Genomic DNA, 23,521 nt, shown 5'->3' on the forward strand with positions numbered 1-23,521 from the left:
AAGTTTACCCTTAAGTATAAACCGCGCCTCTGAACGGCTTCTGAACAATGGATGGGGACGCAGGCAACCAACTAATCCGGCAAAAAATCCCGCAAAAAAAGACCCTTGAGGTTATTTATAAATCCTCCTGAGGTTTAAAGGCAAAAGCCCGGTGGTATTATAACAAAAAGCTTGCCACGAATAACGTATAGTCCAGTGAGAAAAGGAGGAAACCGCTATGACCCCGCTCGACCCGAGCAATGATCATTCGGCAGTAAACTTGGAACACAACGATCTCGCAGGACAAGCCGTCGATGCGATCGAAGACTTATCCGGCGCTCATCCCGGTTACCGCCGTGCGCATGCCAAGGGAATCTGCTGCCGCGCCGTATTCCGCCCGAGTGGTCTTGCTACCGCGCTCACTACCGCCCCCCATCTCCAGGAGCAGGAGATCGAAGCGGTCGTACGCTTCTCGGGCAGCTCCACCGATCCCGCACTTGCCGATGCTCTATCGCCGGCTAAAGGGATGGCCGTTCAATTCACTCTGCCGGACGGCGGCATTACGAATTTGGTCGGGGTAACGGTGCCGGTCTTTTTCGCGCGCACTCCAGAATCGTTCCTGGATATCATCCGGACCGCGCACCGGGCGCAAGAAGGTAATCTGGGCCCGATAGACCTGATCAAAGAAATCACGACCCATTTCTCCGAAAGTAAAGAAAGTTTCTTGGCGGTAAAACATCTGAAACCTCCCGCCAGCTACGCCGCTTGCCATTATTACTGTATTCATGCTTATTTTTTGATGGACCGTCAAGGAACCTCTCGTCCTGTAAAGTTCGAGTGGATACCAGGTGATGGCGTCCACACTATATCCGTTACGGATGCGGCCAAGCAGCCGGATGATTATTTGGAAGATGAGCTGCGGCTTCGCTTGGACAAGGCGCCTGCCGTATTCCAGCTCACCGCAATTCTCGGCGAAGACGGCGATCCCACGGATGATCCCACCCGCGCCTGGCCGGACGACCGCGAGCGGATTAACCTTGGCCGCTTGTACATCACCGAGTACATAGAAGAGCCGGAGGGACTAGTCATGGACCCGACTGCCGTAACGGACGGAATGGCTCTATCGGATGATCCGATTCTTCAGTTCCGCCATGCCGCCTATGCCGATTCCAGTAACAGACGGCGTGAAGGCCGTTGATCCGGTGTACATACACGTTACATGCGAAAGAACGGAAGCTGTTGCATACTCCGGCTATCGCTACCTTATTAGCCCCGCCGATTCGCAGAGAAGAACCAAAAAAAGCTGACGCCGATCTCATCGGCGTCAGCTTTTACTCTTGCTTCTTCATTCTGTGTACAACTAAACCATGAGCCACGATAACCGGATTGTTGCCGGAAGACGGGCCCTCTCTAACACAGCGGTCAGGTCTGTCCAAACCATCTGCTCACTTCGCAATATCCACGAATCCTTCTCCGAATACATCACGTACATCATGAATGGTGATGAATGCCTCTTTATCGATTGATTTAACGATTTTCTTGAGCGTGCTTACTTCCGGTTTACTGATCACAATATATAAGATTTCTTTTGGCGCTTTGGTGTAATGCCCCTGTCCGTACAAAACTGTAACCCCCCGGTCCATGACTACATTCACTTGCTCCGCAATTTTATTCTGCTCTTTGGATATAATCGTGACTGCTTTTTTAGAACTGATTCCCTCAATAATGAAATCCATCACCTTAGTCCCGATATACAGCATCACAATGGTAAACATCAGGCTTTGAGCACCGATAATAAAATAGGAGGAGAACGCAACGATCAAATCAAAAAATAAGAGTGCGTAGCTGATATTCCAGTCCATGTACTTATTCATCATTCGCGCCAGAATCGTCGTCCCTGCCGTAGTTCCGCCAACCCGTATAACCAAACCGATCCCTACGCCCGCAAATATTCCTCCAAAAATAGCATTGATCATGGGCTCGTCGGACGCAATACGCCAATCTTCGGTCAGATACAAGAACACCGAGTTGAACAAGACCGCGATAATCGTATACACCGTCGTGGTCCTATCCAGAAATTTATGGCCGATCGCCAATAGAACGGAGTTGAAGACCAGACTCACCAGTCCGGGCGACCATCCGAAAAGATAGTAGAGAATGATGGTGATCCCTGTTACCCCGCCTTCACCGAACTCATTAGGAATCACAAATAAATTGATGGCTAAGGCAAAAATCAGCGCTCCTGCCATAATAATCAGGATATCTATACTTCGTTTTTTCATAAGAATGTCCTTTCTTGTTCCCCGATTATATACTTCCCTTATGCTAGAAAACTTACCAACAAAAATTAAGCCATCCAAGATTGGACGGCCCTGCGTACAACGAACTAGTAATTTCGCGCATCCTCCTCAAGTTCGAGGGGCATACTCGCTCAACTTCCCTTCATACATCAACCGCAGCCGGTCGCTTTGCCGAAAGTCATCCGGTGTGACGAGCGCGGGGAGCTTATTCCATATCTTGATGCCCGACCGCTGAAGAATTTCCGCGACAAACTGCGAGCAAAAGTAAGAGTTGCTGAATTCAACCGGTTCTTTTACGGTGATGCCGATTACGCCTAGAATGTTGTAGAAGTACTTCCTATCCCTGCGTATAAAGATCTGCAGGACCCGCTTCATTTTCTCCACTTCGCGTTCCGATACTTGAAGCTCGTAAATGACACACGTCGTATCCGGATATTTGCTGAACGTGCCTGTCCGGATATCTTCTTTGACAAAGCCGCCATTCAGCGGGTTGTTAGGATGCTTGCGCCCGAAGCTGTACAGCTCCGAAAGTTCCCGGTTAAAGGATATGGAGGCATGATTATAAGGAGCCTTCGTGTAACTCTGGATAACTTTTGTAAAAAGCGTTCCGGTATTCGTAAGCAAGATAAAGACCGATCGATCAGCTGCCATTTACGGATGTTCCCCTTAATAAGTTTCAACTATTGCTTTATAATAACATATAATGCCTTTACTAGATCGTAACTCACAATAAGTTGGTGATTAACCATAGAAAGCTCGCTGTTCACATTAGTTCTTATTTTCATCGTTTTATCCGTAGTTCATTGTATGTATTATGTAATGAGCAGGAAGGAATCGCATAAAGACTATTCGGGTATCGGACTCCGCATCAAGACTTGGTGGGGCATGTTCTTCATCTTCTGTTTGGCAACCCTGTTTAACCCGGTCGTTTCCCTGCTTTCCCTGATGGTGCTCACCTTCTTCGCTCTGAAAGAGTATTTCTCTATGATCCGGACGAGAAAAGCCGACCGCAGATTGTTTCTGTGGGCGTACTTGTCGATTCCCGTGCAGTTTTATTGGATTTATATCGAGTGGTACGGAATGTTCATTGTGTTTATTCCTATCTATATCTTCTTATTCCTGCCGATTCCGCGCTTAATTAGCAAAGGAACGGTCGGTTTTCTGCGCAACGTCAGCTCCACCCAGTGGGGACTCATGCTGATGGTGTTCGGGCTTAGTCACCTGGCTTATTTTCAATTTGCAACGCCGCAGTACGGGGCGGGACTCGTGCTCTTCCTGGTCGTGCTGACACAGCTCAACGATGTCATACACTACTTGGCGTCAATCTATTTCGGCAAGCGAAAAGTGGTTCCGACCTCCAATCCCAATTTGACTTGGGAAGGCTTCGCATCCGCGTTTCTCGTCACAACCGGGGTTTCGTATCTGATCTATCCTTACCTGACACCGTTTGGTCCGGCTTTCGGAATCCTGTCCGGCATGCTAATCAGCTTGAGCGGCTTCTTCGGCAGCTTGACCGTGTCCGTGCTGAAGCGAGATTTGCTGATCGGCGACGGCGAGAAGTTCGATGCTTTAAAACAAAGCTACCTAAGCCGGGTCGATAGCTTGACCTACACCTCTCCCGTATTTTTTCATGTGATCCGCTATTTTTTCGATTTCATGTAGGAGAGCCAGGTTAACAGCTCCCCGATGCTAGAGCCGAGAATTAGTGAATTGACACAAGGGAAGCTTTCATGCTATTACATATATAGACCGAACGTTATAATGACTGCGAGTGATAAAGATGGCTACCAAACCCAGCTCTTATGAAAACATAGTGAATACGGCTGCTCGTCTTTTCATTGTTCAAGGGTATCATGCAACCGGTTTAAACCAGATTATTTCAGAGAGCGGTTCTCCTAAAGGCTCGCTTTATTATTATTTTCCGAACGGTAAAGAAGAGCTCGCACTGGAATGCATCAAGCGGGCCAATCTATTCGTTCAGGATCAGCTGAGGGATTCCTTTGCTCCAATAGCCGATCCCGTTCTTGCCGTACAATCGCTTCTCCGAAGACTTGCAGAAGAAGCTGCAGATTGTAAGTACAAAGAACCTATGCCCATCGGGTATTGGGCGTCGGCTGAGACTGCGGCTGTAAGCGAAGCATTGCGGATGGCCAGTCAAACCGCTTTTGAAGACTGGCAGAACATCTATGCCGAGAAGCTGCTCGCGGCGGGATTCAACAAGAGCAAAGCAGCGGAACTCGGCCTTTTACTCGTCTCGATGATCGAAGGCGCCATGCTGCTGATGATTACACTAAGAGACAATAAACCTCTGCTCACCTTGTCGGCACATATACCGGTTTTACTGAGGAAAGAGTGAGGGTGGACAGTAGGATCGTGACCGCTGTTCGCAGACGTAGGTGCCGCATGGAGTGCTGCTTTCAAAGTAACTGTCGGATTATGGACGAAATCATCCAAGACGTAATCCGATATTATTTTTGTTTGTTTTATGTAGACCAGTTTATATAGTATAGGAATGGAGCTGAAGGATTTGAAGAAAATTGAACCTGTTTTATTTTCCGTCTTAATGTCTATCTTCATGAGCGTTCCGATGTCATTCGTTATGACCGCAGTAAACGTCGGCTTTACCGAAATTTTCATGAAAGCCTTTCTGATGAGTGCGCTAATCGGCACCTGCGTTTCGATACCGGTCGCATTCTTAGCCTTTCCGCTGGCCACCCGAATTGTACGTCTAATCGTAAAATAAGAGAGGATCGTGATTTCAAATGGGCATTCGGTTTATTAAAATTGCCAGCCTTTATTTTGTTGGCGGCGTTATTCTAGGGATAGTCATGGGAATGACGGACTCTTTCCGTTACACGTCCACGCATGCACATATCAACCTGCTCGGCTGGGTATCAATGGCTTTGTTCGGCTTGATTTATCACGTGTTTCCCCGGTCCGCAATAGGAAAGCTGGCCACTGCTCACTTTTGGCTCCACAACATAGGCCTGCCGCTTATGCTGCTTGGCATGATTGCCTTCGCTGCCGGTAATGAAGGTTTGGGTGTTCCGTTTATGAGTGCGGGCGGAACGATTGTAGTGTTGGCAACCGTGATTTTTGCGATTAACATGTTCGTAAACTTGAATAAAGCGCAGAAGGAAGCTCGTTAGATTTCTCTGCAAGCCAAGGTGCAAGACTGTCTTTTCGGGTAATAGTAAGTACATTAAGCTGCTTCTACTCCCCAATAGAGAGGACGATGTGTATGAAACAAGCCATGATCATTATGAATCCCTCATCGGGTAAAGAAAATGCGCTGAAACATGTCAGCAGCGTGAAAGATATTCTGCTGGACCAAGGATACGAGGTTACGGTCAAGGAGACGGAAAAAGAACGGGATGCAACCAATTTTTGTGTAACGGCCTGTGAGCAAAGCTGTGATTTGGTCGTTTCCATCGGAGGCGATGGGACGCTCCACGAAACGATCAATGGATTCATCGATCAGGACCACCGTCCGAAACTCGGTATCGTCCCTCTTGGGACCGTCAATGATTTCGCACGCGCCTTACAAATTCCGCTCCAGCCCGAGAAAGCAATCCAGACACTCACTTCTTCCCGGGTGCAAACGGTAGACATGGGGCGACTGAACGATCAGCTATTCGTCAATGTCGTCGCCGCGGGCTCCATCGCGGAGTCGCTTTCTTCCGTAACGTCAGAGGATAAATCCAAACTGGGCGCCTTCGCCTACTTGAAGGAAGGCATTAAAGAACTCATGAGCAGCCACGCCCATCCTCTGCACATTCGTTATGATGGCCAGACATGGGAAGGAGAATCGCCGCTATTTCTAGCCGCTCTGACCAACTCGGTTGGGGGATTTGAGAAGCTCGCGCCGGATGCCGCTGTGGATGATGGGCTGCTTCACTGTTTCATTATAAAAGATCTTCATTTATTCAATACCCTTACAGCCAGCCTGTCTCTACTGTTTGGCAGCCTGAAGAATCATAAAGACGTTATTTACTTTACGGCTAAGCATGTAAGTGTGAGCTCGGCGGAAGCCGTCAGGACCAATGTAGACGGCGAAGAGGGGCCACCTTTACCGATCAACCTCAGCACTATGCCGCGACATATCGAGGTCATTGTGCCGGAAGAAGACTAGGTATCCTCCTGCCTTCAACTACCTTTATAATCATCCATACCGGGACCGTGCAGCAGCATAGGTCCTCTTCTAAATTTACTAAGGGCGGACGGTCTTAAAATAACGGTAGATCTTGTTCAGTTTAATTGTATGCCGGCCCCGCGGACTCTCCATGCTGCCAAATTCAAAGAACTTCACTTTCTTGATCCCTACATAATTAAACAGCGCTTTGCGCATTAAAGCTTTATGTGCGTTGTTCAGCCATACCAACGGATAATGAGCCGGCCCCTTCATAGTGGAAATGCAAACCACCGATTTCCCCTTCAGAAGTCCTTGCGGCAGAAGGCCGCCCGTATCCTTATACGCAAATCCCGAAGCAAACATCTGATCGATATACCCCATAAGCATAGCCGGAGGACGCCCCCACCAAATCGGGTATACGAGAACAATTTTGTCGGCCCACCTAAGCTGATCCCTGTATTTAGCGAGATCCGGGTCTTTATGCATATCCCGCCGGCGTTTCTTCTCATTAAAAACCAAGATTGGATTGAATCCTTCCTCATACAAATCCAATACTTGTATCTCCTCTATACCCGAGTTCTCCTTGCTTCCCAGAATAACTTCATTTAAAAAGGCATAGCTTAAACTTTGATGATTCGGATGTGTATAAATGATCAGCATGTTCATCTTTGACAGCCCCTTTACTTATCATTTGATAAGCAAATCGTAGCACGTTCCTTATTTTGTTGTCAAATGATAATTGTTTTCGGATAATAAATTTGCTATCGTTTCCCTAGAGGTGATCCTGTGAATAAGAACACGAACGCCATATTCCAGAAATTTGTGGCCTTTACGGCGGCCGTGCATCAGATAACGAATGATATGACCAAAGATGCGAAATCCGGATCAATTACGCCTGTTCAATATAAGATTCTGGAATACCTGGCCGTCAGCCAGCCTGTAACACTAAGCGAAATTAGTGAATGCATGCATATGTCCATGCCGAATACAAGCCGCGAGCTGAGAAAACTAACCGAGAAACAACTGTGTGAGAAAGTTACCGATGACGAAGACCGGCGCAAGCAATTGATCCGGCTTTCCGGTAAGGGGACTGCACTGATGAACGACAGTTTTCGGCACATTGAGTCCCGATTTGTTGAACGGCTCGGGCATGTTTCCGAGAAAGAGTTGCAAGAAATAGAGCGTGCGCTTGACCTTCTTCACCGCAAGGTGTTTTATTGACAGATACGGAATCTTGATCTCGCAGAAAAGCCTAGTCCCCGTGGACTAGGCTGTTTGGCTTCTATAGGAAGGGTACTTAATTGCCGTGCATGCTTAACCCAATTCGACTGTTTTGTTCAAACCCACGTCATCTGAGTCATTTCCCGTGATTTTTTTCCACAGTTTCTTGACTATCTTCGTTTTGTTACCCGCTTCCCAATACTCTGCCGTTTCGGCTTTGATTTTGATTAGAACCAGACTCGGATCATCGGAAGTAGTATCGAAAAACATCTCGTAAGAACGATTCCAGAATTCCTCCACTTTCGTTCTATCCTCCACCAATTCAGCCTCACCGCGTATGGATACATACGATTTATCTACATATGCTACATTCACTTTCGAATTTTGAAGAAGTTCCTGATAGACACTCTTGTCTTTTTTAGTGATAAACCACAGATCCCCGTCGAATTCGACTTCTTGGGTGCTCATAGGCCGCGAAACCAATCCTTGATCATTTATCGTAGTGAGCATGGCGACGTCGATTCCTTTGATTAAATCTCTGACCGTTTCAATAGCTTCATGGTTTGGCTCATGCGTATTAGACATATCATCACCTCATTGGTTTTTTGGGCCGATCTTCATTGCTTAATCGCTTTATAAGAATCTGGTGCGCTTAGCTTCGAGTGCTTCATCTTCTATTAAACGCAATAGAGAAGCGGCAAACTTGCAAGGTACCAGCCGGATAAAGGACGCTCTATATTCGGAATCAGTTTGAGTGGCTGAGTTGGCTGATTTTATTTGTCTGCATACGATATACGGGGCTGGAAGGGACATAAAACTATTCTCAAGGAGGAGAAGTAATCGTTGGCCATACACAGGCTGCACCAAGAATTACCAGAAAGGAGAAGCCCGGATGGAAAAACATTCATTGGCTCCTTCACATATGGAAATACCGAAGTAAGATCATGAGGAGAAAACACGGTTCTAACTATAGGTAAGTTTTGCTCGATCTCTGATAAAGTGACCATCTTCTTGGGAGGCGAACACCGCAGTGATTGGGTTACAACGTATCCTTTTAACGTTTTGCTAAACGAATATTCTGGTATTCAAGGACACCCCAAGAGCAAAGGGAATGTAACGATTGGAAATGATGTATGGATCGATTCGGGGGTAACGATATTATCCGGCGTGGAGATAGGAGATGGAGCCGTAATAGGAGCACATTCTTTAGTCAGCAAAGATGTCCCGCCCTATGCAATTGCAGCCGGTAACCCGGCAAAAATCATTAAATACAGGTTTGAGCAACCATTTATACATCGTTTGCTGGAAATAAAATGGTGGGACTGGAAACTAAGCGAGATCGAGAAGGCTATACCGCTCTTATTAAATCAGGATATAGAAGAATTTCTAAATTACGCAGAAAAATAAAAGACAGATACGGTCCGTTATAAATACAAAAGGCATTCGCCGCTAGCGAGTGCCTCCTTCGTTAACCAGTGAATAATGCAATGGACAGGACTACTAACCAAATAAAAAAAGTGGCTCCGCAAACGATGATTTCGGCAAAGTGAATCTGAATCACCTTATATTCGCCCTGCTCAGCTTGGTGAATCCCGAAGAAATTACAATGCTGAATGATATACATAAATGCGCAGGCAAAAACTAATCCCGCTGTAATCCAGGCACTCGTTGGCAAACTCATCACATACCTGGGATTGCCGCTTGTTTCCAGACTCAGCATCAATCCGAAGTGCTTGGACAGCAAAAATGTCATAACAATGATAATAAACAGGAGCAGCGGTATACTAAAAGGATGCTCTCTGTAATCGATCAGTCGCAGGAAATAGCGAATTGCCCGCTTTCGGGGCTGGAGATTTGTCTCTTTCATATCCTCGTCTTCGCTGCGCATAATATGCAGAAACGAATAGCCGATCATTCCCGTCAATATAAGGGGCTGGATCAGACTAAGCGCTCTGCCAAAATCAAAAATAGAAAGGACGGCCAGCATAATAAAAAGAAATACGACCAGTCTGTCTCCTATTTTCTCCCGTTGATCCCACATCTTATTGATAAAAATCCGATTATCCTTGTCTTTCCCGGACTCGTTGTTATTCTTTATTTGCGCTTCCTGCTTCCTTCCGCTCTGAATAATCAAATAAGCAGCAAACGTCAGGCCTATTCCGATCATCAAATAGATGAAGGCTTCTTTCGGATAGGTAATCGTCCGATTATAGGTATCCACGACCCAGAGACCATCTGACACAATAATAATAATTCCGAGTATTAAAATATAAGGAGCCGTTTTATAAATAATTATTTCTTTCTCCCCCTTTTATTTTATATTATCAGAATTATTTAATAATTAAACAGGAGCTGTCTTCTTTCAGCGAATAACGCTCCGAAGCGGTAAATAATTCCGGGTGATTGCGCCAGAACTCCGCTTGTATTATATTTGATATGTCAACTATTGATACATCAAGTATATGAATAATAAGAAAGGTAGGAACAACATTTATGGGTAACTTTCAAAAAACAAATGATTTCAACGAGATTGTATATGGACGCCGGTCCATTAAAAATTATGATCCAAGCATAAAAATTAGCCGTGAGGAAATGACGGAGATACTAGCGGAGGCCACCCGTGCACCGTCTTCAATCAACTTGCAGCCTTGGCGCTTTGTAGTCATTGACAGCGATGAAGGAAAAAAAACGCTTGGCGATCTTGCTAAATTTAATAAAGATAAAGTGTTAAGTTCGTCCGCGGTAATTGCTGTCTTTGCGGATAAGAACAGCTTCGACTATGCCGAAGAGATTTATGGGAAATCCGTTGAGCTGGGATACATGCCTGCCGAAATAAAAGAGATGCAGTTGAATGCATTTAAACCCCTTTATGCAGCTATGCCCGAGGCAAATCTAAGAGAATCCATCATACTTGACGCCGGCCTCGTCTCGATGCAGCTCATGCTTGTTGCACGTGCACACGGCTATGATACGAACCCCATCGGCGGCTATGAGAAGGGTCAAATAGCGAACGCATTCGGCCTTGATGATAATCGCTATATCCCTGTTATGCTGATTTCAATCGGTAAAGCAGCGAGTGAAGGATTCCAAACTTACCGGTTGCCTGTTGAAACCGTAACGACGTGGAAATAATAACGGATCGGGTGCAAACCCACTAAGACACTTCGGAGGCCATGATGACATGTTTATTTTCGGATCAAGAAAAGATCTTACATCTGCTTAAGGGACTTAGTAACCAAATCAATCCTAAATTCGAACGCTGCACAGGCATTAGTTCATCACGTTATGAACTGCTTTACCATCTTTATCAAGCCGATGAAGTGAATCAGACCACCTTGCAGAAAGCCGTAAACATCGATAGCGCAGCCATTACCCGTCATTTAAAACAGCTTGAATCCGATGGGATGGTGACAAGAAGCAAAATCGCTTCGGATAACCGTGTTACCCTGGTCCGTTTAACCGAGGAAGGCCGCAACCGGCTGCTGGGCTACAAGGAAGAAAAAACGAGCTTCGTCAATAAAATGTTAACGGATTTCAGCAAAGAGGAGCTTGATCTGCTGACGACTATGCTCAGCAGGATGCAGAACAATATTAGTGAATTTTAAAAATACATGATAAAGGAATGATCACCCATGATTATAATTCATGCCCACCTTCAAGTGAAACCCGAACAAGAACAGGCATTTCTCGAGGAAATGAAAAATCTGCTTCCTCTGACAAGAGCAGAAGAAGGCAATATCAGCTATGATCTCATGAAAGATACGGAGAAAGAACATCACTATACGATGGTCGAGCTGTGGAAAGATGTCGAGGCGACGGCTTCACATAACACAAGTGCTCATTTTACAGCTTTTGTTCAGAAAGCTCCCGCTTTCATGGCTGCACCTATGGATCTTAAAGTATTCAGCGGCGAGGCTGTAAATCATTAAATGTAGCTGTAAGTCAAAAAGGCACCGCCGATGGCGGATGCCTTTTTGACTGTACATTGAAACTGCTGTTCATCCCTTGTTGCTGTCCGGCAACTGGGCTTCTTGATCAGGTTCCGCAATAGGTTTGATAAGGGCGAAGCGATTCCGGAGGCAGTGCGGCGTAATCCCCCTGTTCGGGAGAGTGCGCATAGGGACTCGAAAGCACATTCAAAAGCCGGTTCATCACGCTATAATCTTCGCGGCTTACCGCGGCTTCCAGCGCTTCTTCTACCCGGTGGTTACGGGGGATCACCGCCGGGTTGCTGCTTCGCATCAACTGCCGCGAAGAGGCCGGGGCTTCCTGCTGCCTGCCCAGTCTCGCCTGCCACAACTCTTGCCACCGGGCAAATTCCGGCGTGCCAAACAAGTTCTCATCCTCCAGCTTATCAAAAGTCAAAGCCCGGAACGTGTTCGTGTAATCGGCACCATACTTTTGCATCATACCAAGCAATTCTTCTATAAGGGTTTGATCCTCTTGCTCCTCGCCAAAAATCCCCAGTTTTGCTCTCATTCCCGCAAGCCAGTTGCGGTTGTACAGCTCAAAATAACCTGCTATCGCACCTTCGGCCTGTTTGATTGCTTGCTCTTCATCAGGATGCAGCAGGGGCAGCAGACTTTCAGCGAGTCTTGCGAGATTCCATGCGGCAATATTCGGCTGATTGCCGTAAGCGTAGCGCCCGCTGCTGTCAATGGAGCTGAACACTGTGGCCGGATCATAGGCATCCATAAAAGCGCACGGGCCGTAATCAATGGTTTCTCCGCTCAGAGTCATATTATCCGTATTCATGACGCCATGGATAAAGCCAACGAGCTGCCATTTGGCAATCAGCGCGGCCTGACGTTGGATTACTCCTTGTAATAAAGCAAGATAGCGGTTCTCTTCAGCACCAATTTCCGGAAAATGTCTTTGCAAGGTGTAGTCGGCTAAAGCCCGGAGATCGTCCAGGCTGCCCCATCTGGCCGCATACTGGAAAGTACCGACCCGCAGATGACTGGCAGCCACACGGGTCAGTACCGCGCCGGGCTGCTCTTCTTCGCGAATGACCGCCTGCCCGGTCGTCACCACCGCCAAGCTGCGCGTGGTAGGAATACGTAACCCGTGCATGGCTTCACTAATGATGTATTCCCGCAGCATAGGCCCCAGCCCCGCACGACCGTCGCCGCGGCGGGAATAGGGAGTTCTGCCCGGACCCTTGAGCTGAATATCAACCCGCTCGCCGCGAGGGGTGATCTGTTCGCCCAGCAGGATAGCTCGGCCGTCCCCCAGCATGTTAAAATAACCGAATTGATGCCCCGCGTAAGCTTGGGCAAGCGGCAAAGCACCCTCCGGGACCCGGTTGCCTGCCAGCACTTCTACCCCTTCTTCACTCCCCAGCACCTGGTTATTCAGCCCCAGAGATTCTGCCAGTCCCTCATTAAGAATAGCCATTTGCGGCGAAGCTACAGGGGTCGGGTTAAGCCGGGTAAAAAAAGTTTCCGGCAAACGGGCGTAACTATTATCAAAGTTCCAACCTGTCACTGTTTCTGCATGTTTGTCTGTCATTTTGTTCCCTCCTGTCCTGGGTATTTTACATTTATATCACCTATAAACTCCTAGGCTATATCACGTTTGTAGGTATCTGCTTCCCCACTTCGTGCCTGCAGCTTTTCTAAGCAAAAATTTTGCCTTTCTATAGGGTATAATACCCTTTCCAGGCACAAATCACACGCAGCTGCAGGTAAACGCAACAAACCTACGCTATGTATCCTACAGACTTGTAAGGACCGGACTCGTATCCCCCCATGCACTAAACAGTGTAAAGAGCCTATTAACTTACATACATTAATAAGCTCTGTCCATTTGTGCAGGTTTGTACTCTCGTTTGGATACTAAAAAAACCTCTTCTCGAAGAGAAAAGGTTTTTAGACAAAATCGTGAGACCATTCCTGTCATCATGCACTAAAAGCACTAGCGCTTGGATCCGACTGGAGAATCTCTCCTATTGTCCCAATACGATATCGCAGATCCGATCAATATCTTGTGGAGCAAGTTCTGCATACAAGGGTAAAGTAAGGACTCTTTCCGCAATATATCGGGCTACAGGTGTTGTATTTGAGTCAAATCTTCCGCTGTAGCATTCATAATCATTGGTTAGCGGATAAAAATATTTTCGCGCCATTATATTTTGTTGGGCAAGCGCCATACTAACCTCATCCCGGGTTCTCTTGAGAATGTTTTCATCGAAGATCACGGGGAAATAGGCATAGTTTGAAGAGACACCATCTTGTTCTTGCAGTAATCTCAGGCCCTTAACTCCTTGTAGCCGTTCTTTGTAACGCTCGACAACTGCCTTACGACTTTTAATATTCTGATCAATATAACGTATATTACAAATTCCCATAGCTGCTGAGAATTCATTCATTTTGCCATTGCCACCGGCATAGACTACAGCTTCAGGAGAAACAATCCCAAAGTTTTTTATTTGATAAAATTTATTTTTGTATGCTTCATCCGAAAAGGTTAATGCTCCACCTTCAATAGAGTTAAAAACCTTTGTAGCATGAAAACTGAACATGGAAATATCCCCGAAATTCCCAATGCCCTGCCCATTTACTGTAACACCAAAAGCATGAGCGGCATCATAAATAACTTTTAAGTTATGCTTATTAGCAATTCTATTAATCTCTTGAATATTACATACGTTTCCATATACATGGACAGCAATAATAGCCGATGTTTTTTCCGTTATTAGAGATTCGATCTTATCGACATCCAACGTATAATCGTCTGGTCTAATATCACAAAATACCGGAGTCAATCCATTTCTGGTAATCGCGTGGGTCGTTGAAGCAAATGTAAAAGGAGTTGTAATAACTTCTCCCGTTAACTCAAGCGCCTCTATAGCCGTTTCAAGCGCCAAATGGCCATTCGTAAAAAGAGAAATAAAAGGAACTTCCAAATAAGCCTCCAGTTCTTGCTCCAACTGAAAATGTTTCTCACCCATATTGGTAAGCCATTTTGTTCCCCATATAGATCGGATCTCGTCTATATATTCTTCAAAGGGCGGTAGTGAGGACTGTGTCACATGGATTTGCATAATTCACCTCAATAAAGAATAATTAAATTCCTGCTTTTATTTAGAAATAATAACGGTCCCCTGGTTATCACTAATCGGAACATAGGGTATATTTTGTTCAGAGCAGAACTGTCTTACGGCCTCTCTAGCCCCTTTGAAAATGAAATTGTTATAGTCATGTATGAATATATACCCACGTTTCGTCAGCCTCGGATAAAAAAACGTTAATCCATCATAGATCGGCTTATATAAATCCGTGTCAATACTGACGAAAGCAAACTTATCTTCTATACCAATAGACGTTTGAGGAAAATAGCCTTTCCTTAGGATCACGTTCTCTGAGTACGGCATTTTATTTAAGACTGACTCGACCTCTGTGTCGGCAAATTGGTTGGTTTGAATAGAAAACTGATTGGCAAGATCAATACTTACGTCCCTGGTATCAAACCCTGCAAAAGTATCGAACAGATACAATTTTCTATCGGGAAAAGCAGCATTAATATGTTTAGAAAATTCCCCTTTATATACTCCAAGTTCCGCTACATTGCCCGAAACTTGATTGGCGTATATTTCCTCCGCAATAAGTTCAAGAGAGGACAATCTTATATAGTCCACACTCTTATCATGGAATGAGATTCTTCGATTCCTTCCTAGCAGATTCATGTTGCATAAATGAAAGTCATCGACTTCACGTTTAGAAAACAATTCAAATAGAGAATGATTCCCTTCTCGCTTCAAATTCTCATTCACTTCACTCTGCAAAGAAGCGAAAAGTTTAGATTCATTCAGTTTAAAGGCAATTATTTTATTGTCAGGCACTTCTAAACTTTCAATTTGTGCCTTCAAGTTATCATATTGTCCACTTGCTAGAATAATAAAGTCATATTCTATCAATTTAATTTTATCCGGTGTTATAATCGGACTACCTTCGAAGGAACGGACGGCTTGATTAAGGTCGCTATTAATAAACGCAACTATTTTTGCTTTCTTAAAATCAATGTTCTCTTTGATGACACTCCACAGACCGCCGTGACCAAATATTAATAGTTTATACATAATCCTGCCCCTTAAAGTTCCTTTATCATAGTCTGTGATTCTGCAACCCCATTATGAACGGTAAAAAAGCCATGGTGTTCATAATGAGCTATCGCCTTAGTATTTGATTTATCAACCTCTAGTTTCATTTGGGTCATACCGCAGCTTCTAGAGAGTGCGCAGCATTGCTGCAATAACAAGCTGCCTACTCCTTGGTGCCGATATTCCACAGATACGGCTATAACAGTAAGATAGGCTATTTTGCTCAATAAATCATTCGCATAGAATATAACCACTCCGGAAATTAAACCGGTCGCTTTGGTTACATAAATATACGCATGTGCCGCAAGTTTCTCTGCGTATAAAACTAAGTTCCCGACCCGACTTTCAATAGAACGCGGAAAATAATCATTGAAATACTTTAGGATCTCTGTAATTTCAGCTACAGCGGTAATTCTAACTAGGTCATGATTCACCTAATCACCTCATATTGCTTCAGCATCTCGATAATGGTATTCCTATCATTAAACATCATAACATCTATTATGGAGAGCCAAGGCACAAACGCTTGATCGAATTGCTTATATTGAATTGGCTTTGACCTCACAAAGCACAACTGCACTCCATTTGCAGCAAATTCTTCTTTTGAATAAAGATCTTTTCCACCGATGGCATTAATATAGGTATGGGCGCCTAATTCTTTGCAAATCGCTAGAACTTTATCCTGTGCCTTCAAAGAATGATCCATATTAATCGAAGACGAAACAATAATTTTAGTTTCTATATTAAGCTTTTTAACAACTGTGTCTAAAGAGTGATAGATGTAGTTAAATAAATTGGTATCCTCATATAGGACTACATTCTCAAATATTTTAAATCCCTCTACGAAATTTGGAGCCTTTTTATAAGCCTCTCTGACCTTATTAAGAGACTTGCTTCTATTAAAATCTAACGCAATCCTACGATCATTAACGTTAAGATAATCCGAATCCTTTTGAACGGCGACACTAAAATAAGAATCTTTTCCGTTCTGAAGAAATCGATTCCGGTTGATCCAACCTTTTTTGGTATATTGTATATTATCGTAGACAACAAAGACATCCACCGCATGGATCAACTGAAAGTATCCGATATACGGCAAAAAATAGGGTTGCATAATGGCTACCTTCATAATTCCTCCGTTTATTAACCTTTAGCAATGAACAACAATGCATCGGATCCATATAATACCTCATGATTGCGATCTAGTTGAATATCTAGAGAAGCTGCTAATTTCTTAACTGTTTGAACGAGATTTTCACTATTTGCGGTTATACCAACTCTTTTTATATCCTTGTATCCTGCATCTACAAGTAAATTTGTGATGGCATGGCTGGATAGAATTTTCTTAAACGATTGCGTATTGAGTGAAAGTAGATCAATGATCATTTGCCCGCTGCATGGATTCTTTATCAAGAACCGGATTTCTCCTCCGTTTGATAAAAGTTTTTTTATACGCAGCAGCAAATCACTATCGTCATATTCATCAAGCGGCCTGCATAGCAAAATATGATCAAATGTCATTCCTTCATACACACATGCCAGTTCAGCTGTTGTTTGGGCTAAAGTGTAATTATCGAGAATTTTATTAGATATATCCGGAAAATTAGTTAGCGTAGAGAAGTGATGAACCGTAACAGAGGTCCCTCTACTTTCCTTATATTGATTTGCTATCTGATAAGGTATCATTCCCAGACCCGGGTCCATACATAAAACATGAATCGGTTCGCTTGTCTTCAGTTCAAGATTTTTAAGTAAATTAGCACCGAAATCTTGAGAGTCATGCCATGCATCTACTTTGTTCTTTTGCTTGAATAACGCCCTGCTTATTTGAAGTGAATCATTTTCTCGCTGTGCCTTGCCCAAGGATATGCTCCCAAAATGATGACAGAATGTATCTTTCGCAAGTATAAGTTTATACCCTTGTAAACGAAGTTGTAATGAAAAGTCATCATCAGAAAACTCGGCATATTGATATAAGCGGTCCGGACAAAGACCCTTTCCGAATACTTCCATTGGGATTACATTTAAAAATGGACAGAGCCTTTCTCGTTCAAACCATTTACTTGGGTCAGAAACATTATAGTTGCGGGAAAATTGCTGCATCTCTTCTATTGTTTGATAGGATACAGAAATATCCTGACCATTAGAAATGTTACTAGTTGTCGGTACAACTATCCCGATACTTGAATCTGAATCTAAACAAGTAAGAAGATTTTCCAGCCAATTCTCTGTGACAATCACATCATTTGAAACGGTAGCAAGGACACGGCCTTCAGCCGCACGCAATCCGATCAGGTAGGCAAGTGTCGGGCCAGTATTCTTGTATAAATTAATAACTTTTTTATTATCATGCGGGACACTTTTAAAGTACTCTTTGGTTCCATCACTAGAACCGTCATTAACTAAAATAAGTTCAAATTCTATTTCCTTGGTGTATTTTAGGATAGATTCAATGCACTGCTTGCTGTATTCCAGTTTGTTGTATGCAGGCACCAATATAGAAACCGGATATTTGAATTTGCCGGTCTGTAAAGACTGTTGCGCATATTGATTGGCATTTGCTTCCGCGAATGCTTTTTTGTAGTAGCTATCCATTTTGCCGGTGTCAGGAAAGATATATCCGAAGAAATAGATTTCTTCCCGTAATTCCTTTAACAAAGAGTACAAAGTAAACTCAACCAGTGTTGGTAAGTTCTCACCGCCATTAGGGCTAAAATCCGCCAAGCAATCTTCTAGGCAAAGTAAAACATTATCAAAAACATTTGGCATAAAACGTGAAGGCACTACGGTCTTTATTCTTGTCATTTCTTGACCATAAGCCTTCATTATATCTTGAACATTCTTGAGTATAGTCATACTGGCACTTGAATTATCCGTTTTTAGAGCTTTAATGGAAGTTTCCACTTCTATAATCACGTTATCCAATACATCAACGATTCTAATAATGAATTCTTCGTCATTCAGAGCATACAAATCCTTGTCGGCGCCATCTGACAGCAACGTTCTGGAATAAGTAAGGTTTTCTTGAGCTTCTTCGTGATTAGGATCTAACTCAACGGCTCTAGTGAAACAAGATACGGCCACAGCCATCTCAGCCGCCTTATAACAAAGGACACCTTTTAAATTCCAAAAGTCCGCATTATGCTCATAATCCTTTTCATTAGATAAAATAAGGTTTAGAGCATCCTCTATAGCATTATTTTCAATATACTTTTCAATTTGTACTAATACATTATTGTTCAATATGATATCTCCTAGTCAAAGTTCCGCCAGTTTACGTGTTTACACAGAGACCCGGAAACTTGTTATGTTAAATTTATCGGCTTTTACTCAGAACTTCTTTAATTCCATTGCTTATATCATTTCATTATGCCGAACAAATAAACTTATCTTTGACACTTTACGTTTACAAGCGTAAACCTCATGTTGACCGCGTCCTGTCATCCACTCACGGTCTGCGGCATCGGATTAAACAGGCTGACAGGGCTTGGAGGTGCTGGCTAATAACGAGCTTGAGCTTACGGACTCGGTTCTGCTTCGGGCCGGCCGGTAATACCGCTGTATTCTTACCAAGTCAGCTACTCTTGATTTAAGTCAATGAACCTTCCTAATCCACCCATTACAATAAAATCAATATCGGATACTAGGAGGTTATATGATGGCTCCTTCAGGAAATGAGCTAACGGATCGAATATCCGCTCTGACTGCCGGCCTATCACTGATCATCATGACGCTTGCAGCACTTTTTTCGTACGGTTTTGTCCATGAAACCCTTGTTGTGAAGGGGGATGCCAGCCTCACTTTTCATAACCTTGCATCATCACAAATACTTTTCAAAGCTGAAATCCTGGGTTGGATCATCATTCTGGTCTGTGACATTGTGGTCGCCTGGGCTTTCTATATCTTCCTGAAGCCTGTTAATCACAATCTTTCACTACTCGGTGCATGGCTCCGGTTGACTTATACACATTTCTTTCACAAGACAATGGGGCCATTACGACCCTGCTTGAATTTATTTTTACTGTCCCGATGGTTGCAGGAGAACTGGGCTTAGGGTTATGGTTGCTGGCAAGAGGAGGAAAAGTATCTGCGGAGGTATAGTATCTATCTAGATCTTGGGTGGACTGAAACGCTTCTTGATTCTGCTTAATGACTCGGGGGTAATGCCGAGCACGAAATAACAGGCGGCGGGAACATCTCCTTGTCTATGGAGAACTGTTCCTTTGTTACTAAATCATCTGCCGGTCTATCCTTCACTGTTCAGTTTTTTATAAAGGTTGGCTAACTCGGCTCTCTCCTGCTCGTTCAATTTCTCAAATAAATTTCTGCGCAGCCTCTGCCCCTCCAGGCTTGCTCTTTTAAGGACCTCGGCACCTTGGTCGGTAATGCCCAAATAAATAATCCGACGATCAGTCTCATCCGACATTCGGACAGCCAATTTTTTCTTTACAAGTTTTTCGGATAAATAACTGAGCGTAGGCGGGGTAAGTCCTAATATTTTCGCAATGTCCGAAGGCCGGCTTTTTCCGTTCTGCTTGAGGTGACCAAGCACAAGAACATGAGAGACGCCAAGGTCCTCATTGAAAGTTTTGTTCCACTGGACGATCAATTTATTCGTAAACTTATCCATGTTATGTATGAGTTCAAAAACAGTCTGTTCTTCCACAATATCTCAATCCTCCTTGCTCCTTAAAAATAAAACGACAGCCCCTAATTAAATTAAGGGCTGTCATAATCTTACACGCTATTGAGCTGAGAATCCACCGTCAATCACTAACTCAGATCCTGTAATATACGAAGAGTCATCCGATGCCAGGAACAGCGCCGCTTGGGCAATGTCGTTGGGCTGGCCCAGACGCTGCAGAGGAGTAGCCTGGATCAGTTGGCCCAGCAGTTCCTTCGATGTGCTTAAAGTCTGGGTCATTGGTGTTTCAATGATTCCCGGGAACAGGGCATTTACCCGAACGCCTTGACGACCGAAGTTTGTTGCAGCCGCTTTGGATAATGCACGTACCGCACCTTTGGAAGCGGAGTAGTGATTAAAGCCTTGACCGATTAAAGCAGTGTACGAAGAAATGTTAATAATGGAGCCTTGCTTGTTAGCTGCCATATAGGGAGCGACATGCTTAATGCCCGCGAAAGGACCGAAGCCGTTAATGGTGAGCATTTTCTGCCAGTCTTCTGCATTAATTTCCTTGAATGGTTTCTCGGAAGATATTCCTGCGTTATTGACCAGAATATCGATTTTGCCGAAACGTTCGTTAACTTCCTGTGCAAGCGCCGCCCAATCTTCATCAGAGGCAACATTCAGCTTCATTCCGTGTACATTCTGTTTCTGACTGGCTTTCTCAAGCGCTGCCTCATTAATATCCGCCGCAATAACGATGGCGCCTTCCTGCGCGAAGAGATCCACCATTTTTTCACCGATACCTGAAGCCCCGCCTGTAATGATCGCTACTTTATTATCTAATCTTCCCATTTTACATTCTCCTAACGTAATTTGATTGAACCGCCATCCACCATTATGGTTTGCCCAGTTATATAATTTGAATCATCGCTTGCCAAAAATAAAGCGACATGACCGATATCCTGTTCCGGATCACCTAGACGGCGAAGCGGAATTCGGCCTATCATGGCATCATATAAATCTGGAGCACTGTCCCGCCATTGTTCCACGCCCGGTGTTAATGCGATTGGTGAGATCAGGTTGACATTAATGCCATCCGGACCCCATTCATTCGCAGCAACGCGGGAAATGGCACGTATCGCTTCCTTGGCTGCCGCGTATGACGTTTGGGTAACTTGTCCTTCCAGACCGGCTCCCGATGCAAAGTTGATTACCTTACCCCGCGATTTCTTCAGTTCAGGGTAAGCCGCCTGCATAAAATGAAAGGTTGGATAGAAGCCTGTTCCGAAAGATAAATCCAACAGATCCTGCGTCGTATCCACAAAAGAAGCCTGTCTGGATGCATGTGCATTATTAACGAGAATGTCCAGCTTGCCGAATGTTTTAGTAACTTCCGCAACAATTTCATACACATTTTCTTGGACGGAGATATCTCTGATAAACAGGCTGCCCTCTGTGTATTGATTGACTTCGGCAAGTGTTTCTTTCCCTTTCTGCTCATTCACATCGACAATGGCGATATGCGCTCCCTCTTTAGCCATTGCAAGGGCAATACCACGGCCAATTCCCGAAGCGCTGCCGGTTATAATCGCAACTTTACCTTTTAATCTCATTTGCGACAGCCTCATTTCCTCGAATTTGATTAATTCCACAAACCCGCTTGTTCCAGCTTCTTCTTCCCGTTAAAGGCAATGCCTACACAAACGATATTAATGATCAGCATGACAATGATGGCATACAGCACAGGGGTATAGCTTCCTGTAATATCGAACACAAACCCGTAAGCGGGCAGAGCCACGACCGATGATATCGCCAATCCCAGGGAAGCATTCGAATAAATCTGGCTGTATTCCTTATTGCCGAACAAGCTCGATGTAAGAGCCGGCCCTAATGTTCCGATGGAGGCAGAAACAAGGCCGAACAGTCCGACAGCTACCGTGATGAGAAGCGTGCTTGATGCCGAGAACAACAACAGGCTCATCGCTACCACGCCGAGCATCATGACCAGGAACGTTGTATTCTTGGTGCCGAATTTATCGCTGGCATATCCGATCACCAAGGAGCCAATCAGCACACCGATCATATTGGTCGCCATGACATTACCTGCGAAGGATACATCGAATCCTTTGTTCATCAGATAAGTCGGGATGTGCATCGAAAAGCTCGCCGCAGATGTGATCAGGAAGAAGAAGGTAATGAGCGCATAGAAAGCGGAGGATTTTCTGGCAACAGCCAGTGCTACCCCTTTATTATCCCCTTCCTCCGTTACCGTTCCACCTTGGTCGCCTGCAGCTCCCGCTCCGTAGGGAAGCGTTTTCTTTTCTTGAGGTGACTTCCTGATCAACAACAGGATGATGGGAACGACAATTATAATTACCGTAACGCCAACAATAATATAGGAGGTTCTCCATCCTTGATTGGCGATCAGATTGCCGATAACCGGCTGGGATATGGCACCAATCGCGCCGCCTGCGGCTCCCATAATTCCAAGCGCCAGACCTTTACTCTTTTTGAACCATTGATTGACTAATACAGGACCCGCTATTACGGTAATAAACACTCCGCCCACAGCCAGTGGAATAGCAAGAACGTACCAGCCCCATACCGAACTCATCAAACCAAACAAAGCAAATGCTCCGGCTTGCAGAATGATTGCGGCGATTAGAATCAACCGGGTATCATACTTCGCCATGAGTTTTCCGCCAATCGGCAAAAAGACCATGGTAACGATGGCCGAGACACTAAAATAGAGGGATAAGCTTCCTATTCCGACCCCCAGGTCGGTTGACACTTGTTTTAGGAAAAGACCCGCAGAGTTGTTCAAACTGCCTTTTCCAAGGCCGACCATAATACACAGCCCCAGCAAAATCCACCAGGCATAGTGAATTTTCCTTTTGTTTTGGTTCATAACGTTTTTCGCTCCTCACTCTTTCATGTCCGGTGCAGATCTTAACTCTTATCGCACTGTACCAATGAATGGCCCAGTACTACCCATGCTGATCATTCTCTCCAATATTCGAGGCTCCTTTCCTGAGAAACTGAATGATACACGCAAAAAAATGTTCACATAATATTTAGATATCGAAATATTATACGTCTAAATAGTATCAAAGAATTTATTTTAGTGCAATGGAGAACATGAATTGCTAAAATTCACTCAA

General features: G+C 44.5%; 26 protein-coding genes and 1 pseudogene. 12 read left to right on the forward strand and 15 right to left on the reverse strand.

Features of this window, described 5'->3' with window-relative positions; translation table 11 throughout:
• The first annotated feature begins 217 nt into the window (after positions 1-217).
• Positions 218-1,177: a catalase family peroxidase gene (locus EDM21_RS14140; RefSeq protein ID WP_157336354.1), complete on the forward strand. Its 960-nt coding sequence runs from the start codon at positions 218-220 to the stop codon at positions 1,175-1,177.
• A 247-nt stretch (positions 1,178-1,424) separates the two neighbouring features.
• Here the strand turns inward: EDM21_RS14140 and EDM21_RS14145 are convergent, their stop codons facing one another.
• Both EDM21_RS14145 and EDM21_RS14150 read right to left on the reverse strand, forming a co-directional pair.
• Entirely contained in the window at positions 1,425-2,261 is an 837-nt protein-coding gene (locus tag EDM21_RS14145) for a YitT family protein (protein WP_157336355.1), read from the reverse strand.
• A 126-nt stretch (positions 2,262-2,387) separates the two neighbouring features.
• On the reverse strand, positions 2,388-2,930 hold the full coding sequence (locus tag EDM21_RS14150) for a hypothetical protein (protein ID WP_157336357.1): 543 nt from the start codon (positions 2,928-2,930) through the stop codon (positions 2,388-2,390).
• A 96-nt stretch (positions 2,931-3,026) separates the two neighbouring features.
• Between EDM21_RS14150 and EDM21_RS14155 the strand changes: the two genes are divergently transcribed.
• From EDM21_RS14155 to EDM21_RS14175, 5 genes are all read left to right on the forward strand, one after another.
• A complete protein-coding gene (locus tag EDM21_RS14155) occupies positions 3,027-3,941 on the forward strand; it encodes a phosphatidate cytidylyltransferase (RefSeq protein WP_166542020.1) in 915 nt (304 codons plus the stop codon).
• Positions 3,942-4,059: 118 nt separating this feature from the next.
• Entirely contained in the window at positions 4,060-4,635 is a 576-nt protein-coding gene (locus EDM21_RS14160) for a TetR/AcrR family transcriptional regulator (protein ID WP_157336359.1), read from the forward strand.
• Between the two features lie 171 nt (positions 4,636-4,806).
• Complete coding sequence (locus EDM21_RS14165; protein WP_157336361.1) at positions 4,807-5,022, forward strand: DUF2798 domain-containing protein; 216 nt, start codon at positions 4,807-4,809, stop codon at positions 5,020-5,022.
• 19 nt (positions 5,023-5,041) lie between these two features.
• Positions 5,042-5,428, forward strand: coding sequence for a cytochrome-c oxidase (locus tag EDM21_RS14170; RefSeq protein WP_157336362.1), 387 nt, complete (start codon positions 5,042-5,044; stop codon positions 5,426-5,428).
• A gap of 92 nt (positions 5,429-5,520) precedes the next feature.
• Positions 5,521-6,411: a diacylglycerol/lipid kinase family protein gene (locus tag EDM21_RS14175; protein ID WP_157336364.1), complete on the forward strand. Its 891-nt coding sequence runs from the start codon at positions 5,521-5,523 to the stop codon at positions 6,409-6,411.
• A 78-nt stretch (positions 6,412-6,489) separates the two neighbouring features.
• Here the strand turns inward: EDM21_RS14175 and EDM21_RS14180 are convergent, their stop codons facing one another.
• Complete coding sequence (locus EDM21_RS14180; RefSeq protein WP_157336366.1) at positions 6,490-7,077, reverse strand: NAD(P)H-dependent oxidoreductase; 588 nt, start codon at positions 7,075-7,077, stop codon at positions 6,490-6,492.
• A gap of 120 nt (positions 7,078-7,197) precedes the next feature.
• Here EDM21_RS14180 and EDM21_RS14185 point away from each other — a divergent pair, with 120 nt between their 5' ends.
• A complete protein-coding gene (locus tag EDM21_RS14185; protein ID WP_338043990.1) occupies positions 7,198-7,632 on the forward strand; it encodes a MarR family winged helix-turn-helix transcriptional regulator in 435 nt (144 codons plus the stop codon).
• 93 nt (positions 7,633-7,725) lie between these two features.
• On the opposite strand, the gene EDM21_RS14190 is transcribed toward EDM21_RS14185, so the two are convergent.
• Entirely contained in the window at positions 7,726-8,217 is a 492-nt protein-coding gene (locus EDM21_RS14190) for a pyridoxamine 5'-phosphate oxidase family protein (RefSeq protein WP_157336367.1), read from the reverse strand.
• A 426-nt stretch (positions 8,218-8,643) separates the two neighbouring features.
• On the opposite strand from EDM21_RS14190, the gene EDM21_RS14195 reads away from it, so the two are divergent.
• Entirely contained in the window at positions 8,644-9,039 is a 396-nt protein-coding gene (locus tag EDM21_RS14195; RefSeq protein WP_157336368.1) for a CatB-related O-acetyltransferase, read from the forward strand.
• Between the two features lie 61 nt (positions 9,040-9,100).
• Here the strand turns inward: EDM21_RS14195 and EDM21_RS14200 are convergent, their stop codons facing one another.
• A complete protein-coding gene (locus EDM21_RS14200; RefSeq protein WP_157336369.1) occupies positions 9,101-9,853 on the reverse strand; it encodes a hypothetical protein in 753 nt (250 codons plus the stop codon).
• A 272-nt stretch (positions 9,854-10,125) separates the two neighbouring features.
• On the opposite strand from EDM21_RS14200, the gene EDM21_RS14205 reads away from it, so the two are divergent.
• From EDM21_RS14205 to EDM21_RS14215, 3 genes are read left to right on the forward strand one after another with little or no spacing between them, the layout of a single operon-like run.
• Positions 10,126-10,764 carry a nitroreductase family protein gene (locus EDM21_RS14205; RefSeq protein ID WP_157336370.1) on the forward strand — a complete coding sequence of 213 codons (639 nt, stop codon included), beginning with the start codon at positions 10,126-10,128 and terminating at the stop codon, positions 10,762-10,764.
• A gap of 44 nt (positions 10,765-10,808) precedes the next feature.
• On the forward strand, positions 10,809-11,237 hold the full coding sequence (locus tag EDM21_RS14210; RefSeq protein WP_157336562.1) for a MarR family winged helix-turn-helix transcriptional regulator: 429 nt from the start codon (positions 10,809-10,811) through the stop codon (positions 11,235-11,237).
• A 27-nt stretch (positions 11,238-11,264) separates the two neighbouring features.
• Positions 11,265-11,561 carry a putative quinol monooxygenase gene (locus EDM21_RS14215; RefSeq protein WP_157336371.1) on the forward strand — a complete coding sequence of 99 codons (297 nt, stop codon included), beginning with the start codon at positions 11,265-11,267 and terminating at the stop codon, positions 11,559-11,561.
• A gap of 106 nt (positions 11,562-11,667) precedes the next feature.
• Here EDM21_RS14215 and EDM21_RS14220 read toward each other — a convergent pair whose 3' ends face one another.
• The 6 genes from EDM21_RS14220 to EDM21_RS14245 all read right to left on the reverse strand — a co-directional run bounded on the left by EDM21_RS14220 (position 11,668) and on the right by EDM21_RS14245 (position 18,976).
• Complete coding sequence (locus EDM21_RS14220) at positions 11,668-13,143, reverse strand: protein adenylyltransferase SelO (protein ID WP_157336373.1); 1,476 nt, start codon at positions 13,141-13,143, stop codon at positions 11,668-11,670.
• A gap of 436 nt (positions 13,144-13,579) precedes the next feature.
• Complete coding sequence (locus EDM21_RS14225; RefSeq protein ID WP_157336374.1) at positions 13,580-14,677, reverse strand: DegT/DnrJ/EryC1/StrS family aminotransferase; 1,098 nt, start codon at positions 14,675-14,677, stop codon at positions 13,580-13,582.
• A gap of 36 nt (positions 14,678-14,713) precedes the next feature.
• Positions 14,714-15,712 carry a TylF/MycF/NovP-related O-methyltransferase gene (locus EDM21_RS24725; RefSeq protein WP_201280796.1) on the reverse strand — a complete coding sequence of 333 codons (999 nt, stop codon included), beginning with the start codon at positions 15,710-15,712 and terminating at the stop codon, positions 14,714-14,716.
• A gap of 11 nt (positions 15,713-15,723) precedes the next feature.
• Positions 15,724-16,167, reverse strand: a complete 444-nt coding sequence (locus EDM21_RS25015; RefSeq protein WP_157336375.1) for a GNAT family N-acetyltransferase — start codon at positions 16,165-16,167, stop codon at positions 15,724-15,726.
• Positions 16,164-16,862 carry a WbqC family protein gene (locus EDM21_RS14240; protein ID WP_157336376.1) on the reverse strand — a complete coding sequence of 233 codons (699 nt, stop codon included), beginning with the start codon at positions 16,860-16,862 and terminating at the stop codon, positions 16,164-16,166. Before EDM21_RS14240 ends, EDM21_RS25015 begins: the two co-directional genes overlap by 4 nt.
• A gap of 14 nt (positions 16,863-16,876) precedes the next feature.
• On the reverse strand, positions 16,877-18,976 hold the full coding sequence (locus tag EDM21_RS14245; protein ID WP_157336377.1) for a glycosyltransferase: 2,100 nt from the start codon (positions 18,974-18,976) through the stop codon (positions 16,877-16,879).
• Between the two features lie 415 nt (positions 18,977-19,391).
• On the opposite strand from EDM21_RS14245, the pseudogene EDM21_RS14250 reads away from it, so the two are divergent.
• Positions 19,392-19,700, forward strand: a pseudogene (locus tag EDM21_RS14250) (DUF4386 domain-containing protein); the annotation flags it as partial.
• Between the two features lie 279 nt (positions 19,701-19,979).
• Here the strand turns inward: EDM21_RS14250 and EDM21_RS14255 are convergent.
• The 4 genes from EDM21_RS14255 to EDM21_RS14270 all read right to left on the reverse strand — a co-directional run bounded on the left by EDM21_RS14255 (position 19,980) and on the right by EDM21_RS14270 (position 23,268).
• Positions 19,980-20,399: a MarR family transcriptional regulator gene (locus tag EDM21_RS14255; RefSeq protein WP_166542010.1), complete on the reverse strand. Its 420-nt coding sequence runs from the start codon at positions 20,397-20,399 to the stop codon at positions 19,980-19,982.
• A gap of 78 nt (positions 20,400-20,477) precedes the next feature.
• Entirely contained in the window at positions 20,478-21,212 is a 735-nt protein-coding gene (locus EDM21_RS14260; RefSeq protein ID WP_157336379.1) for an SDR family NAD(P)-dependent oxidoreductase, read from the reverse strand.
• Between the two features lie 11 nt (positions 21,213-21,223).
• Positions 21,224-21,973, reverse strand: coding sequence for an SDR family NAD(P)-dependent oxidoreductase (locus EDM21_RS14265; RefSeq protein WP_157336380.1), 750 nt, complete (start codon positions 21,971-21,973; stop codon positions 21,224-21,226).
• Between the two features lie 29 nt (positions 21,974-22,002).
• A complete protein-coding gene (locus tag EDM21_RS14270; RefSeq protein WP_157336381.1) occupies positions 22,003-23,268 on the reverse strand; it encodes an MFS transporter in 1,266 nt (421 codons plus the stop codon).
• Positions 23,269-23,521: the final 253 nt, after the last annotated feature.

Origin of the sequence: Paenibacillus lutrae (genome assembly GCF_009757775.1) — a bacterium.
Lineage (GTDB): Bacteria > Bacillota > Bacilli > Paenibacillales > NBRC-103111 > Paenibacillus_F > Paenibacillus_F lutrae.

Bases quoted from the DNA above. Each gene is read 5' to 3' on its own strand.
- EDM21_RS14140 (WP_157336354.1), top strand. From the start codon at position 218: ATGACCCCGCTCGACCCGAGCAATGATCATTCGGCAGTAAACTTGGAA.
- EDM21_RS14145 (WP_157336355.1), bottom strand. From the start codon at position 2,261: ATGAAAAAACGAAGTATAGATATCCTGATTATTATGGCAGGAGCGCTG.
- EDM21_RS14150 (WP_157336357.1), bottom strand. From the start codon at position 2,930: ATGGCAGCTGATCGATCGGTCTTTATCTTGCTTACGAATACCGGAACG.
- EDM21_RS14160 (WP_157336359.1), top strand. From the start codon at position 4,060: ATGGCTACCAAACCCAGCTCTTATGAAAACATAGTGAATACGGCTGCT.
- EDM21_RS14170 (WP_157336362.1), top strand. From the start codon at position 5,042: ATGGGCATTCGGTTTATTAAAATTGCCAGCCTTTATTTTGTTGGCGGC.
- EDM21_RS14175 (WP_157336364.1), top strand. From the start codon at position 5,521: ATGAAACAAGCCATGATCATTATGAATCCCTCATCGGGTAAAGAAAAT.
- EDM21_RS14180 (WP_157336366.1), bottom strand. From the start codon at position 7,077: ATGAACATGCTGATCATTTATACACATCCGAATCATCAAAGTTTAAGC.
- EDM21_RS14190 (WP_157336367.1), bottom strand. From the start codon at position 8,217: ATGTCTAATACGCATGAGCCAAACCATGAAGCTATTGAAACGGTCAGA.
- EDM21_RS14205 (WP_157336370.1), top strand. From the start codon at position 10,126: ATGGGTAACTTTCAAAAAACAAATGATTTCAACGAGATTGTATATGGA.
- EDM21_RS14210 (WP_157336562.1), top strand. From the start codon at position 10,809: ATGACATGTTTATTTTCGGATCAAGAAAAGATCTTACATCTGCTTAAG.
- EDM21_RS14215 (WP_157336371.1), top strand. From the start codon at position 11,265: ATGATTATAATTCATGCCCACCTTCAAGTGAAACCCGAACAAGAACAG.
- EDM21_RS14220 (WP_157336373.1), bottom strand. From the start codon at position 13,143: ATGACAGACAAACATGCAGAAACAGTGACAGGTTGGAACTTTGATAAT.
- EDM21_RS14225 (WP_157336374.1), bottom strand. From the start codon at position 14,677: ATGCAAATCCATGTGACACAGTCCTCACTACCGCCCTTTGAAGAATAT.
- EDM21_RS24725 (WP_201280796.1), bottom strand. From the start codon at position 15,712: ATGTATAAACTATTAATATTTGGTCACGGCGGTCTGTGGAGTGTCATC.
- EDM21_RS14240 (WP_157336376.1), bottom strand. From the start codon at position 16,862: ATGAAGGTAGCCATTATGCAACCCTATTTTTTGCCGTATATCGGATAC.
- EDM21_RS14260 (WP_157336379.1), bottom strand. From the start codon at position 21,212: ATGGGAAGATTAGATAATAAAGTAGCGATCATTACAGGCGGGGCTTCA.
- EDM21_RS14265 (WP_157336380.1), bottom strand. From the start codon at position 21,973: ATGAGATTAAAAGGTAAAGTTGCGATTATAACCGGCAGCGCTTCGGGA.
- EDM21_RS14270 (WP_157336381.1), bottom strand. From the start codon at position 23,268: ATGAACCAAAACAAAAGGAAAATTCACTATGCCTGGTGGATTTTGCTG.